Origin of the sequence: Clostridium autoethanogenum DSM 10061 (assembly GCF_001484725.1) — a bacterium.
Classification (GTDB): Bacteria; Bacillota; Clostridia; order Clostridiales; family Clostridiaceae; genus Clostridium_B; species Clostridium_B ljungdahlii.
Window position 1 is genome coordinate 2,170,607 of the sequence record NZ_CP012395.1, and the last position, 13,994, is coordinate 2,184,600.

A 13,994-nucleotide genomic window follows, 5' to 3' on the forward strand; every position below is an offset into this window, starting at 1 on the left:
GCTACTGTTATCTCCCACTTTGATAGAAGTGAGAGTGTTACAGTAGGTAGCCATCAGATAAAGAAGGTAGTAAACTTAAAGTCTACTACCTTTTTAATCAAATTATATTAAAAATCCCTTAAAGGAAAATTTTTTATAAGTGTTTCCTTTCTATTATTTATAGGTTTCCAAAGTGCTATTCTATCTATTCGAGCCATTTTATAAGTTTCATCTTTTTTCCCATTATTACAAGCTGAAACATACTCTTTGGATGTCAATTCCTTAATGGAGTAATTTGTATTTGCAAGTACAGTATGTAAACCCCAATCATTTCCATTTTCTTTAACATCAAACTTATAAAGCTTTAAAGTTTCATTTATCTGTCTTGCCAGTCTTATTACATATCCTTTATTTTCTACCTTTAAATTAACAGACTTATAAGATTGATTAAAACAAATAGCTTCATTCACTTTTACTTTAAACTTCTTATAAGGTTTTAATATATCAGAAACAATCTTAGTAAATTTCTCTATATCTGGATTTTCCACAGCTCCAAGAGTTATATGTAAAGGTGGTATATTTTTATACAGTCTATACTTTCTACATATATTCCTTTGTATATGCTCAATATAAGAATAAGAATCCTTATCAAACAAAGCTACTAAATAATATTTCATTATTTTCTCAATCCCCCAAATTAATTTTACAAAAATGTATAGTATGTAACTAACATTATATCACATAATTATCATTCTTATAGCATTAAAAATTACCAGTAATTATAGGTATATAAAATATGTCTAAGTGTAAAAATACTAATGTTATAAAATTTACAAAAAGAAAGAGGTGAAATCCTGCTTTAAAATATATTTATCTTTTAAAAGCAGGTGTATTATGAATAATACTGAAAATAATAGTATTGGATGTATAGTAAATGAATGCAGATTTCATGCAAAGAATACAAACTATTGCACTCTCGACAAAATACAAGTTACAAAGCATGAATCTATGGCTAAAGACGTACAATGTACTGACTGTGGTAGTTTTATGAAACAAGAATAATTATTCTCCACAGTATCTATCTTAAACAATAAAAACTTAAAATTAGAGCCCAGCTTTGTCATTAAAGCTGGGCTCTAATTTTAAGAATAATTGATCTCACTTATATTATAATTTAAGAGTATCATTCATATTTTCAAATTTTATGTTAAAATAACACAAAATTATGATATAATAAATTTTGTGTAATATGAATTAAATTTGAGATTTTCTAAACTTTATATAAATATAAATTTGTGATAAGGATGGATACGTGAATGGATAAATTGGTAATTAATGGTGGAAGGCCTCTTTCCGGTTTTATAGAAATTAACGGTGCAAAAAATGCTGCTGTGGCAATATTACCGGCATCAATAATGGCCAGTAAAGGACTATGCTCAATTGATAATATACCTAATATAGAAGACGTCCACTGCATAGAAAGAATTCTTGAAAGTTTAGGCTGCGAAATAAAAACAGGTAAAAATTCAGTAGTAATTGATAGTACTACTATAAATAGTATAGATGCAAACACTGATGATGTACGAAAAATGAGAGCTTCTTATTATCTCATAGGCGCACTGCTGGGCAGATTTAAAAAAGCTAGGGTTGAACTGCCAGGAGGATGCCCTATAGGGGTTAGACCTATAGATCAGCATATAAAAGGATTTGAAGCTTTAGGCGCCCAAGTTAAAATTAAACACGGTTGTGTATTAGTAGAAGCTAAAAAATTGATTGGAACAAGTATATTTTTTGACGTAGTAAGCGTAGGAGCCACTATAAACGTAATGTTAGCTGCTTCCCTTGCAGAAGGTGTAACTACCTTAGAAAATGTAGCAAAAGAACCCCACGTAGTAGATGTAGCAAATTTCTTAAATAGCATGGGTGCAAATATAAAAGGTGCAGGCACTGATATAATAAGAATAGTAGGGGTTAAAGAACTAAAAGGTTGCTCCTATAGTGTTATACCAGATCAAATAGAAGCTGGTACATATATGATTGCAGCAGCAGCTTGCGGTGGAGAAGTAGTTGTACAAAATGTTATACCTAAACACCTGGAATCTATATCAGCAAAGCTTATAGAAATGGGAGCTGAGGTAATAGAAGATGGTGATTCTGTTACTGTAAAATCAAGTGGAAAATTAAAGGGTGTAAATATAAAAACCCAACCTTACCCTGGATTTCCTACAGATGTACAACAACCTTTAAGTACTCTTTTAACCGTAGCAGAAGGAAGAAGCATTATAAATGAAAGTATATGGGAAAGTAGATTTAAGCATGTAGATGAGCTCAAAAAAATGGGTGCCAATATTAAAGTAGAAGGTAGAACCGCTATTATAGATGGCGTAAGTAAGCTCAGTGGAGCTATTGTAAAAGCAACAGACTTAAGAGCTGGTGCTGCAATGGTTATAGCTGGCCTTATTGCCGAGGGCACTACTGAAGTTTTAAGTATTAAGCACATTGATAGAGGATACCCCAACATAGAAGATAAATTTAGAGCTCTAGGTGCCGATATAAAGAGAGTATCTTATTCTGAGTAATACAAATATTGTTAATAGGGAGATTTATTATGATTTTTTGTCCTTTATACAGCGGCAGCAGTGGAAATTCCATATTTATAGCATCTGATAATGCTAAAATTCTGATAGATGCAGGACTTTCTGGTAAAAGTATAGAAAATGCTCTTTTAAAAATTGGACATAAGCCAAATGACATAGACGCCATACTAGTTACCCATGAACACAGTGACCATATTAAAGGTGTAGGTGTGTTATCTAGGAAATATGATATACCTATATATGCAAACACCCTTACCTGGAAAGCCATGTTAAAATCTATAGGCAAGATAAAAGAGCATAATATTAAAATAATTTATGACAATTATATAAACATAAAAGACATGGACATAGTAAGTTATGGTATATCCCATGATGCTGCAGATCCTTATGGATATGCAGTTAACTGCAAAAACAAGAAAGCATGTGTAGCAACAGACTTAGGTTTTATGTCAGATCACATCAAAGATATATTAAAAGATTCAGATTTAATTCTTTTAGAAAGTAACCACGATGTAGAAATGTTAAAGTTTGGACCTTATCCCTATGATTTAAAAAGGAGAATTCTAAGTAAAGTAGGTCACTTATCTAATGATGACTGTGGAATGGTCATCCCAGACATTTTAAATGGAAAATTCAAAAGAATTATTTTAGGACATTTAAGTAAAATAAATAATTATCCTGAATTGGCCTATGAAACTGTAACAAATAGTTTAAGAGAATGCGGTATTAAATTAAATACTGATGTAAGTATATCCATGGCAAGACGTGATCAGCCCAGCAATTATATAAGCTTTTAAAAGTATGGGAGGGTTTTATACCGTTAATTTTGTCTTGTGAAAACTGTCAGGAGTGATATTAGAATGGAAAGAGAAACTACATACTGCTGTGATCATCATGTTGACATAGCTTTTGATGACTTTTTGGTGGATAATGAAACTTTTCCCTATTTGGTGAATATAACAGGTCATAAGTGTACTTATTGCAACAAAGAGGCCTCTTACGCCTTAAAATCAAGACCTTAAAAAGGAATTGCAAAATATAATAATTTTTATTATAATACCTCAGTATAGGTTTTTTATTAAAGAGATTTTTAACTTAGACAAAATATTTAAAATAGAAGATAAATGTGGTTGTTTTAGGCAAAGGCTAGCATTGTATTAATACAAATTAGTCCTTAAATTAGAACACCTATATATTTATCTGTAGTTTGAAGGGAGGTACTGCTGTAAAAAATGTATGCAGCAGGATAAAGTATGAGTTTGTATGAAGATTGGACAAATATGGTTGTAAATTTTGTAAAGTCAAAAGGTGAAGCTGCCTTTTGGAAAGAATATGGCTCAATTGAAAAAAATATTTATACAAAAATTTTATCTGAACATGAGGGCACTATAGATGGAGCTATAAAGGATTTAGCAAAAAAATTTGAAACTTCAGAAGTATTTTTTATGGGATTTTTAGATGGAATAAATGACAGTCTTGAAAAACCTTTAGTTCTTGAAGACTTAAATGTAGATTCAAAGATTGCTATAAAAATTAATTTTGAAAAATTGTACTTTAACATGTTAGATGCCAAAGCTGATTATCTGTATGATCTTCCTCAGTGGGAGTCTATATTTTCAAATCAAAAAAGAAGAGAAATACATAAACAATGGGTTTCTTCTAAAACCATAGTAAATAAAACTAAGGTTGGTAGAAATGATCCTTGTCCATGCGGCAGCGGTAAAAAGTATAAACAATGCTGTGGCAAAAAATAAGCATATGATTTTCATGTTTAATTTGGAGTAAGCTTTTTAAAGTTTGCTCCATTTTTATTATTATATTATATGTATTATTATTAAATAAACCTTAAGTTTTCATAAAGGAGGGATTTTATAAATATGAAAAATAAAAAAGCTATACTAATAGTTTCAATTTTAGCAATTGCTCTTTTTACGTTTATTTATTTTAATAGCCCACTCAAGTCTAATAAAAATTACCCCATAGTCACCGGATCATTTATTCAGTTAGATCTAACTCAAAATTGGTCCGATAGTGATTGGAAGAAGGAGCTAACATATCTAAAACAAAACAAAATGAATTATTTGGTGCTCTCTGGTGTTTCCCAAACTAATGGCAACATTACTAAGATTTCATATAAAAATTCAAACACAAACTACCCAAAATTATATCCTAATGTTGATCCTGTGGATTTATGTTTAAAAAATGCCCAAAAATTAAACATGAAAGTTTTTATGGATACCAACTATAACGATGAGTGGTGGCAAATATCTCCTGAAAACTCCGCCTGGTTAAATTCTCAAATGGAAAGAAGTAGTCTTATAGCTGATGATTTATATAGGAACTATCACCGTAAATATCCTAATGCTTTTTATGGATGGTACTTTCCCTATGAAGTAGACAATGCCAAATTTAATAAATTCAATAAGTATGACTATCTAATAAATGCTATAAATGTCCACCTTAAAACTCTTAGTGAAAGAAACGAGCGTCTTCCTATTTTATTATCTCCTTTCATGAATTCATCTGCAGGTACTGCCAAAGAATATGAAGCAGACTGGAAATATGTATTTTCAAAAACAAACTTTAGAAAAGGAGATGTATTTTGTCCTCAAGATTGCGTAGGAAGTGGCAGACTAAAACTAGAAGAAGTTAATTCATGGTATACTGCCCTTAGAAAGGCTGTAGACAGCAAACCTGGCATGTTATTTTGGGCCAACGCTGAAAACTTTGATTATGCCAATAACTCCAGTGCACCTTTAGACAGATTTTTAAAACAACTCACTTTGGAACAGCCCTGCGTGGATAATATAATATGTTTTTCTTACAGCCATTATTATAGTCCAAATAATATAGACAGTGGCTTTAATGAAGCATATTCTTATTATGTAAAAAAAGGAAAACTTCCTATAAAAAAATTAGATATTCCCCAAAATTTAACTGTATCAACTATAGAGAAAAATAAGTTTAAAATAACTTGGTCAAGCCCTAAAAACTCTAATAATATTTGCGGCTATGAAATTTACAGAAACGGTACCCTAATTTCTCGTATTATGACCCAAAGGAAATATGGGGGTAATCCTCAATCTTTTACTAAATCCATTACAGATATACCTTTACTACGGGAAGATACAAAACATTGTACTTATGAGGTAAGATCTCTAGGTTTTTCAGGCAATGTATCAAAACCTTCAAAGCCTGCAGTAGTTGCAGTGGATTCTATAAAAAAGCTTCCGAACTTGCTTTCAAGGAATTGTACTTATACCTTGCTTCCTATGCCCCACGAAAATTACAATGATGCAATGCTTAAAAAACTTACTGACGGAAAGTTTGCTTCTGTAAATTCAGTAAAAGACAAAGCTTTGGTAGGTTGGTACACTAAACCCATAGATATAACTATAGACCTAGGAAGCTCAAAACAAGTGGAACAATTCATGGTAAGTTATTTTAAAGACACAATTTCTTGGGCTGAACTTCCTGATAGAGCTTCTATTGCCGTATCTGAAGATGGTGTAAATTTTACACCTGTAGGACTTTTTAGGATTCCTTCTGTACCTTTTTCAGATAGATATGGTTCCAAATATCCACTATATTTAACTTTGTCCAGGCCTATAAATGCAAGATACGTAAAACTGACTTCTGTTACTAAACCTAATTATTATACTTTTATAGATGAATTTGAAGTACGAGGTAACTAAAAACACCACTGTACATATGTTTAATGTAAACTTTTCGTTTGCATACCTATTATATTATTGTATAATATAATAGAATGTGACTAAATAACGATTCCTAAGCATCAGATCGAGTTAAAACTCCCTCTGATACCAAGAACCTATTTATAAAGTTCATGCTAATCTTAAAAGCTGTGTATTCAGTTAATCCAATATTTTAAAGCAGTTATGAAAATTTAAAATACAATGTACCTATGGAGGAAAATTTATGGAAACCACATTGATAAGATCTCTTTATAGAGAAACTGAAAAATTTGTAAACAAAGATATTAAAATTTCAGGCTGGATTAGAACCCTAAGAGATTCTAAATCATTCGGCTTTATAGAATTAAATGATGGATCATTTTTCAAAAACATTCAAATAGTCTTTGATGAAAAATTGCCTAACTTTAAAGAACTAACAAAATTAGCTATCAGTTCATCATTGTCTATAGAGGGCACCTTGGTTCTTACACCTAACGCAAAACAGCCTTTTGAAATACAGGCCAAGGAAATAACATTAGAAGGTAATTCATCTTCAGACTACCCTCTTCAAAAGAAAAGACATACTTTAGAATATCTTAGAACCATCGCTCACTTGAGATCAAGAAGCAATACTTTTTCTGCAGTATTTAGAGTTCGTTCTATAGCCGCCTATGCAGTTCATAAGTTCTTCCAAGAAAGAGGATTTGTATATGCAAACACACCTTTAATAACTGGAAGTGACTGTGAAGGTGCTGGAGAAATGTTTAAAGTAACTTCTATGGATTTAAATAACATTCCTAAAAAGGAAGATGGCAGCGTAGACTATTCAAAAGACTTCTTTGGCAAAGAAACAAATTTAACTGTAAGTGGTCAATTGTCCGCAGAAACTATGGCTCTTGCTTTTAGAAATGTATATACCTTTGGTCCTACTTTTAGAGCAGAGGATTCAAATACAGCTAGACACGCTGCTGAATTTTGGATGATAGAACCTGAAATGGCCTTTGCTGAATTAAAAGATTATATGGATGTAGCAGAGGAACTAGTAAAGTATGTAATAAATTACGTGCTTGAAAACGCACCAGAAGAAATGGCCTTTTTCAATTCTTTCATAGATAAAACTTTATTTAGTAGATTAGATAATGTAGCTAATTCAGAATTTGGTAGAATAACTTACACTGAGGCTGTAGATATATTAAAGAAAAGTGGGGCATCATTTGAATATCCAGTAGAGTGGGGTATTGACCTTCAAACAGAACATGAAAGATATCTAACTGAAAAGGTATTTAAAAAGCCTATATTTGTTACTGATTATCCAAAAGCCATAAAAGCATTTTATATGAGAGAAAATGAAGATGGTAAAACAGTTGCAGCTGCAGATCTTTTGGTACCAGGAGTAGGAGAAATAATTGGAGGAAGCCAAAGAGAAGAACGATATAAAGTTCTTGAAAAAAGAATAGAAGAGCTTGGACTTAATAAAAAAGATTATTGGTGGTACTTAGAACTTAGAAAATATGGAGAAACTAAACATTCTGGTTTTGGCCTTGGGTTTGAAAGAATACTAATGTATATAACTGGTATGTCTAATATACGAGATGTAATTCCATTTCCTAGAACAACTGGTTCTGCTGAATTTTAACGCACTAATTGTTAGGCATTTTGAAAGAAACAACTAGTCAGTATGCTAGACTATTTTTAACTTGTTATTTTCTTTCAAATGCCTTAAGGGGGGTAATATTGTATGGAAAAAAGAATAGGTGTAGTTGGTATAGTAGTAAACGATCTTGAAAACTCTCCAAAAGTAAATACTATACTTCACTCTTTTTCAAATATCATAGTAGGAAGATTAGGTATTCCATACAGAGAAAGAAACGTTTCAGTTATATCAGTAATAGTAGACGGTACTTCAGATGAAATAAGTTCCATGACCGGCAAGTTAGGTAAACTAGATGGAATAACGGTAAAAACTGCTATAACTAAAAAGTAATTTTATTAAATAAGAATAAGAATAAGACTTCTAAAATTTGCATAAAATTAAGGAGGTCTTATTTTTGTGTTTAAAATAACCTTACATACTAGAATTGCTTTGTAAACCTTTTATTTTTGACATCAAAATTACTTTATACGAAAAATTATAAAAATTTATAAATTTTTATAATTTTTTTCATTGTAACCGGTTGCACATTGTTTCAATATTTATTAAATTTCGCTAAAATATAATATGTAGGAAAAGTCATTGTAAAAAAATTTTATAATAATTATATATAGAGAAAGGCGGCCTATGCATGAATATAGTAAAATTATTTGAATTACAAGAAAATTTAAATAGCAGAATTAGAAATAACACTTCTATAAAAAAAGATTCTTTAATTTCAAAGGAAACTCTTGCACTTCAAGTAAAGATGGCTGAACTGGCTAATGAAACCCAGTGTTTTAATTTTTGGAGTAATGATGTAACTGCAAACAATGATTTAATTTTAAAGGAGTATATAAATTCTTTAAATTTTATATTAACTCTAGGACTTGAAAAAGAATTTACTGATATTAAAATAAACATAAAAACCAACGATGGAGATATTACATCTCAATTTTTAAATTTATATATTGATATAAACGACTTTATCGTCTGTTCATCTAAGGATCATTACATAACTTTATTCGAAGATTTTTTGAGTTTAGGATACAGCCTAGGTTTTTCTACTAAAACTATAGAAAATGCTTACTACTCTAAACATTCTGTTCTTATGTAAATAATTTTAATTTCTAATATTCTCAAGTGCATAGCCTTGAGAATATTTTTTTACAAATAAAGTTTTAATAATATAGATCTCCTATGGTTAAACTACTGTGGGAGGCGATATAAATTGTTTGGTATACTTTATTCAATAGTAGCAGGAGTAAGCATGAGCATTCAGGGTGTATTTAATACTAGATTGAGCGATAAATTAGGGCTGTGGATCACAACTACAATAGTTCAAGGTACTGGATTTGTAATAGCTCTTATGTTAGCTTTTTTCAGCAAAAAAAACACCTTGCAAAACATAGGCTGCTGTAAAAAGTTATATCTTTTAGGTGGGATTTTAGGTATAATCATAACAGTAACTGTAATACAGGGCATTAAATTTCTAGGACCAACTCATTCTATTGCAATAATTTTAGTTGCTCAACTTGCTACTGCAGCCTTAATTGATTTTTGGGGACTGTTTGATTCCCAGAAAATAAGTTTTACAACAAATAAAATAATAGGATTAATTATGATGGTTCTAGGCATAATTATACTTAAATGGAGAAGCTAGTAATTTTTAATATATTAGACTAATTAATTAAATAAATATATAATTAATACAGGATATGTTAAAAAACTAAAGTTACCATTTTGAGGGGGAATCTTTAATGGATTTTAAACAGATAGAAGCTTTTATAAATGTAGCCAAATTTAAAAGCTTTTCAAAGGCTGCAAATTTCAGTTTTTTATCCCAGCCTGCCATTAGTTCTCACATTTCTATTTTAGAAAAAGAATTAAAAGTATACTTATTTGACAGGACTCCTAAAGAGGTACATCTTACTCCTGCAGGAGAATCTTTTCTAAACTTTGCATTAGAACTTTTAGAAATCCGTGATAACGCCATATATACATTAACTAATTTCAATGAAACTATAACTGGTAATTTAAAATTAGCTTCTAGTACTACTCCTTGTAACACCTTAGTTCCTTCCTTAATAGAAAAATTTCATAATATACATCCTAGTGTAACCTTCGATGTATTAGAATTAAACTCTTCAAAAATAATTGATAACATAATAAAATTTAATTTTGAAATTGGATTAATAGGAGAACCTATAGACGATGAAAAAATTGAAAGTTATGAATTAACTAAAGATGAGCTAGTGATTATATCTCATCCTTCCTTTAACTTTCCTGATATTATAGACATGCCTTCCCTTTTTAAATACAATTTTATATTAAGAGAAAAAGGTTCTGCTACAAGAAAGACCTTTGAAGATGCCTTAACAAAAAATGGATATAGCATTTCTCACATAACTTCAAGTTTAGAAGTAAATAATATAAGTACTCTTATACAATTTGTAAGAAAAGGATTTGGTATAGCTGTAGTTTCAAAAGAAGTACTTAAAAATTATGTATCCCTAGGACTTGTAAAGGAAAGTACTATAAAAAATATTCCACTAACTAGATCAATATATCTTATTATAAGTTCTAAAAGATCCCTTACTCCAACAGCAAAATCATTTTTTAACTTTTGTAAAAAATGTTTTAAGATAGATTAGTATGATATAGGGCCCTTCTTTCATAAATTAACTTATACATAAAATTTTTTTAAAGAATAAAGTTCAAAGTTCAAATATCAAATATCAAATAAGGATAATTTTCTTTCTAACGTCAGAAAATATTAAAATTATAGATTTCCTGAGGTACGAGGGAAATCATCTTTATCTGTTCTTTGTTATTTGAACTTTGTTATTTTCAAAAGCTTTGCTTCGTAATTTTTTTAAACTGCTAAAATTGAGTTTTTAATTATCATTTATATCTATAGCACATATACTGTAATAAGCATTATAATATATTGTAATAAATTTTAAGGAGAATAATATGTTTTCCATAAAAAGCAAATTGGAACTTAACCTAAAATTATCAATGGACAAGGGATTATATAAAACTTACAGAGTTATAATAAAATGCAATTCCCTTATGGAAACTATAGAAAAAAAGGTAAAGCTGTACAACGGTAAAATAATACGTTCAATTCCAATTATAAATTGCATATGTGCTACCTTAACCTCCCGTTCTATAAACAGGATAATAGAATTTCCTCAAGTACGTTATGTGCTAAATGACTGCTGTGCTCTACTGTGCGCTAATAATAGCGTGCTTGCTTCAAATGGTGTAGTCTTTGAAGGTAACTATAAGCTCACAGGCAAAAATGTGTGTATAGGGTTAATAGACTCAGGTTCTTACCCTCATCCAGATCTTTTGAATCCTAAAAATAAGATAACAAAATTTGTGGATTTAATAAACTCATATAAATATCCCTATGATGACAATGGACATGGTACTTTTATGAGTGGAATTATGTGCGGCAGCGGTATTGAGTCCAAAGGACTATATAAAGGTATTGCAGAAAACAGCAGTATTTACTCTATAAAAGCCTTTAATGCCCTAGGTAAAGGCTATGTATCGGATATATTATTTTCACTTCAACTATTATTGAATGAAAGCTCAGATGAAAAAATAAAAATAATTTGCCTTCCCTTTGAACTAGATATTGATAATCATTTCATACTATCCTTATTTGAAAAAATGTTTCAAATAGCTGTTAAATTAAACATAACAATTATAGTGCCGTCTGGTCACCAAGGTAACCTTCAAGGCAGCATAAAAGGCATTGCCACTTTAAACAATTGTATAACTGCTGCAGGTATTGATACAACTTTTAAAGATCCTAAATCCTATAAATACTCTTCTTGCGGTCCTATTAATAAAGTTCAAAAACCTGATCTGAGTGCTGCCTGCGTAAATATATGCTCTATAAACTCAAATACACAATATATACCCCAGCGAAATGGAGCAAAACTATATCCAAAACCGCTTGAAAATCCATATGTATATTATACTGGTACCTCCTGTGCCGCAGCATATATAAGTGGTGTATGTGCCTTACTGTATGAAAATAATCCTGAGCTCACTTTCAATGATCTAAGTTCTCTTTTAAAAATATCCTGCAACCTACTCAACGTACCAAAGTGGTGTCAAGGTTCTGGTATGCTAGATTTAAATAAATTATTGCCTTAAATATAAAATAACTACAAATGAATAGTTTGATCTATTCTTTGTAGTTTATCATTTAACAAAATATAATTTAATTCTAATAACCCTTATTTATATCTACTATGTTTACTAATTTGTCTCCTGATGCATACCTTTTTAGATTATCATAAATCATATTAAATCTCCTAATGTCAACTTGATCCGATACCCAAGAATTATGAGGCGTTATAGTTACATTTTCAAATTTCCAAAAAGGACTACTCTCATCTAAAGGCTCATTTTCTACCACATCTAAAGCAGCTCCTGCTATTTTCCCATTTTTTATATTCTCTAGCAAAGATTTTTCATCTAATATAGATCCTCTAGCAATGTTCACTATGTAAACTCCATTTTTCATACTTTTAAATAAGTTTTCATTTACTAAATGATTAGTTTTCTTAGTATAGGGAATAGACACTACTACTATATCAGATAACTTTAACATATTTTCTACATTTTCCAAAGAAAAACACTTATCAAAATATTCCACGTCACTACCCTTTGTATTTAAGCCTAAAATTTTTACACCAAATGGTTTCAATCTACTTGCCGCTTCTTTAGCTATACTACCTGTGCCTATAAATCCTACCGTTTTGCCCCACAACTCCAATATTCCCATATCCATTTTCCAGATCTTATTTTTTTGTTTTTCATAGAATTTCTGGCTGTGTTTCAGCATTTCTAATATCTTTAATACTATCCATTCCCCCATAGGTATGCTATATCCACCCTTATTATTAGTCAAGATTATATTTTTCTTCCTAATATCATCCTTGGGAGCCTGATCTATTCCAACACTAAAAAGCTGTATCCATTTTAGCTTGTTCATTTTACCTATATCTAGAGTTTTAAAAGGATCATAGCATAATAAAACCTCTGCTTCCTTAAATTCATCCTTATAATACAAATTGTCATCTTCAACTACTTCTATGTCATATCCCAATCTTTGTATGCCACTGATACTTTTCTTACCAAAATCACGAGTACACAGTAATTTAATTCCCATAAGACTCACCCCTATAAAATCAAATACCTAACATCCAGCTATTCCATAAACTTACCCATTTTTCTAAATTTATTGTATCTTTGTTCAAGTAATTCCTCTTTAGACCTTTTCCTAAGTATGCCTATTTTTTCTATAAGTTCTTCTTTTATGGTGCAGGACATTTTATCTACATCCTTTTGTGCCCCTCCTGCAGGTTCCTTTAATATCTTATCTATTATACCGTATTTTTTTAAATCTTGAGCTGTAATTTTCATAATCTCAGCTGCTTCCTTAGCTTTGGAAGCATCTTTCCATAGTATACCTGCAAAACCTTCTGGGGTTAAAATAGAATATATAGAATTCTCCAGCATCCAAACTGAATCCGCTACAGCAAAAGCAAGAGCACCTCCGCTTCCACCTTCTCCAACTATTATAGATATTATAGGTACTCTTAAATTAAACATCTCCATCAGATTTTTGGCTATTGCCTCTCCCTGTCCTCTTTCCTCTGCTTCCATGCCGCAAAAAGCTCCAGGTGTATCCACAAAACATATAATAGGCCTATCAAATTTATCTGCCTGCTTCATGAGTCTTAATCCTTTTCTATATCCGTCAGGCTCCGGCATACCAAAATTTCTCTTTATATTCTCCTGTGTATTCCTACCTTTTTGCTGGGCCACAATGGTTACAGGCTCACCATTTAACAATCCAATGCCTCCTACTACAGAAGGATCGTCATTAAAATATCTATCTCCATGAAGCTCCATAAAAGAGTCAAATATTCTATTTATATAATCAAGTGAAGTTGGCCTTTCTATCATTCTAGCTAAAGTAACCCTATCCCACGCACTTTTACTCTCAAATTTTTTATTAAAAATTTTTTGAACCTTTTCTAATTTTTCCATATAAGAGCTTCC

Annotated in this window: 15 protein-coding genes; 12 read left to right on the forward strand and 3 right to left on the reverse strand. The window is 30.7% G+C overall.

The genetic code is table 11. The annotated features are described in order from the left end of the window. Positions 1–107: 107 nt before the first annotated feature. A complete protein-coding gene (locus CLAU_RS09850; protein ID WP_013240767.1) occupies positions 108–656 on the reverse strand; it encodes a 2'-5' RNA ligase family protein in 549 nt (182 codons plus the stop codon). A 217-nt stretch (positions 657–873) separates the two neighbouring features. Between CLAU_RS09850 and CLAU_RS20055 the strand changes: the two genes are divergently transcribed. The 12 genes from CLAU_RS20055 to CLAU_RS09900 all read left to right on the forward strand — a co-directional run bounded on the left by CLAU_RS20055 (position 874) and on the right by CLAU_RS09900 (position 12,077). Then, positions 874–1,041 carry a DUF1540 domain-containing protein gene (locus CLAU_RS20055; protein WP_013240768.1) on the forward strand — a complete coding sequence of 56 codons (168 nt, stop codon included), beginning with the start codon at positions 874–876 and terminating at the stop codon, positions 1,039–1,041. A 254-nt stretch (positions 1,042–1,295) separates the two neighbouring features. After that, positions 1,296–2,558, forward strand: coding sequence for a UDP-N-acetylglucosamine 1-carboxyvinyltransferase (locus CLAU_RS09855; protein ID WP_013240769.1), 1,263 nt, complete (start codon positions 1,296–1,298; stop codon positions 2,556–2,558). A 29-nt stretch (positions 2,559–2,587) separates the two neighbouring features. Further along, positions 2,588–3,373, forward strand: coding sequence for an MBL fold metallo-hydrolase (locus CLAU_RS09860; protein ID WP_013240770.1), 786 nt, complete (start codon positions 2,588–2,590; stop codon positions 3,371–3,373). Between the two features lie 63 nt (positions 3,374–3,436). Next, on the forward strand, positions 3,437–3,598 hold the full coding sequence (locus tag CLAU_RS20060; RefSeq protein ID WP_013240771.1) for a CxxH/CxxC protein: 162 nt from the start codon (positions 3,437–3,439) through the stop codon (positions 3,596–3,598). Positions 3,599–3,829: 231 nt separating this feature from the next. Then, a complete protein-coding gene (locus CLAU_RS09865; protein ID WP_013240772.1) occupies positions 3,830–4,330 on the forward strand; it encodes an SEC-C metal-binding domain-containing protein in 501 nt (166 codons plus the stop codon). A gap of 123 nt (positions 4,331–4,453) precedes the next feature. Next, positions 4,454–6,271: a DUF4434 domain-containing protein gene (locus CLAU_RS09870; RefSeq protein WP_013240773.1), complete on the forward strand. Its 1,818-nt coding sequence runs from the start codon at positions 4,454–4,456 to the stop codon at positions 6,269–6,271. 244 nt (positions 6,272–6,515) lie between these two features. Continuing rightward, on the forward strand, positions 6,516–7,907 hold the full coding sequence (asnS, locus tag CLAU_RS09875; protein WP_013240774.1) for an asparagine--tRNA ligase: 1,392 nt from the start codon (positions 6,516–6,518) through the stop codon (positions 7,905–7,907). A 102-nt stretch (positions 7,908–8,009) separates the two neighbouring features. Next, positions 8,010–8,255 (forward strand): TM1266 family iron-only hydrogenase system putative regulator, encoded by a 246-nt coding sequence (locus CLAU_RS09880; RefSeq protein ID WP_013240775.1) that lies wholly within the window; start codon positions 8,010–8,012, stop codon positions 8,253–8,255. 298 nt (positions 8,256–8,553) lie between these two features. Further along, positions 8,554–9,018, forward strand: coding sequence for a dUTP diphosphatase (locus tag CLAU_RS09885; protein ID WP_013240776.1), 465 nt, complete (start codon positions 8,554–8,556; stop codon positions 9,016–9,018). A gap of 114 nt (positions 9,019–9,132) precedes the next feature. Next, positions 9,133–9,564 carry a DMT family transporter gene (locus tag CLAU_RS09890; RefSeq protein ID WP_013240777.1) on the forward strand — a complete coding sequence of 144 codons (432 nt, stop codon included), beginning with the start codon at positions 9,133–9,135 and terminating at the stop codon, positions 9,562–9,564. 97 nt (positions 9,565–9,661) lie between these two features. Further along, a complete protein-coding gene (locus tag CLAU_RS09895; RefSeq protein WP_013240778.1) occupies positions 9,662–10,555 on the forward strand; it encodes a selenium metabolism-associated LysR family transcriptional regulator in 894 nt (297 codons plus the stop codon). A gap of 322 nt (positions 10,556–10,877) precedes the next feature. Then, entirely contained in the window at positions 10,878–12,077 is a 1,200-nt protein-coding gene (locus CLAU_RS09900; protein ID WP_013240779.1) for a S8 family serine peptidase, read from the forward strand. 73 nt (positions 12,078–12,150) lie between these two features. On the opposite strand, the gene CLAU_RS09905 is transcribed toward CLAU_RS09900, so the two are convergent. Both CLAU_RS09905 and CLAU_RS20980 read right to left on the reverse strand, forming a co-directional pair. Next, a complete protein-coding gene (locus CLAU_RS09905) occupies positions 12,151–13,098 on the reverse strand; it encodes a phosphoglycerate dehydrogenase (RefSeq protein ID WP_013240780.1) in 948 nt (315 codons plus the stop codon). A gap of 38 nt (positions 13,099–13,136) precedes the next feature. Further along, positions 13,137–13,982: an acetyl-CoA carboxylase carboxyltransferase subunit alpha gene (locus tag CLAU_RS20980; protein WP_013240781.1), complete on the reverse strand. Its 846-nt coding sequence runs from the start codon at positions 13,980–13,982 to the stop codon at positions 13,137–13,139. Positions 13,983–13,994: the final 12 nt, after the last annotated feature.

Bases quoted from the DNA above. Each gene is read 5' to 3' on its own strand.
- CLAU_RS09885 (WP_013240776.1), top strand. From the start codon at position 8,554: ATGAATATAGTAAAATTATTTGAATTACAAGAAAATTTAAATAGCAGA.
- CLAU_RS09855 (WP_013240769.1), top strand. From the start codon at position 1,296: ATGGATAAATTGGTAATTAATGGTGGAAGGCCTCTTTCCGGTTTTATA.
- CLAU_RS09860 (WP_013240770.1), top strand. From the start codon at position 2,588: ATGATTTTTTGTCCTTTATACAGCGGCAGCAGTGGAAATTCCATATTT.
- CLAU_RS09905 (WP_013240780.1), bottom strand. From the start codon at position 13,098: ATGGGAATTAAATTACTGTGTACTCGTGATTTTGGTAAGAAAAGTATC.
- CLAU_RS09865 (WP_013240772.1), top strand. From the start codon at position 3,830: ATGAGTTTGTATGAAGATTGGACAAATATGGTTGTAAATTTTGTAAAG.
- CLAU_RS09895 (WP_013240778.1), top strand. From the start codon at position 9,662: ATGGATTTTAAACAGATAGAAGCTTTTATAAATGTAGCCAAATTTAAA.
- CLAU_RS09880 (WP_013240775.1), top strand. From the start codon at position 8,010: ATGGAAAAAAGAATAGGTGTAGTTGGTATAGTAGTAAACGATCTTGAA.
- CLAU_RS20060 (WP_013240771.1), top strand. From the start codon at position 3,437: ATGGAAAGAGAAACTACATACTGCTGTGATCATCATGTTGACATAGCT.
- CLAU_RS20980 (WP_013240781.1), bottom strand. From the start codon at position 13,982: ATGGAAAAATTAGAAAAGGTTCAAAAAATTTTTAATAAAAAATTTGAG.
- asnS (WP_013240774.1), top strand. From the start codon at position 6,516: ATGGAAACCACATTGATAAGATCTCTTTATAGAGAAACTGAAAAATTT.
- CLAU_RS09850 (WP_013240767.1), bottom strand. From the start codon at position 656: ATGAAATATTATTTAGTAGCTTTGTTTGATAAGGATTCTTATTCTTAT.
- CLAU_RS09900 (WP_013240779.1), top strand. From the start codon at position 10,878: ATGTTTTCCATAAAAAGCAAATTGGAACTTAACCTAAAATTATCAATG.
- CLAU_RS09870 (WP_013240773.1), top strand. From the start codon at position 4,454: ATGAAAAATAAAAAAGCTATACTAATAGTTTCAATTTTAGCAATTGCT.
- CLAU_RS20055 (WP_013240768.1), top strand. From the start codon at position 874: ATGAATAATACTGAAAATAATAGTATTGGATGTATAGTAAATGAATGC.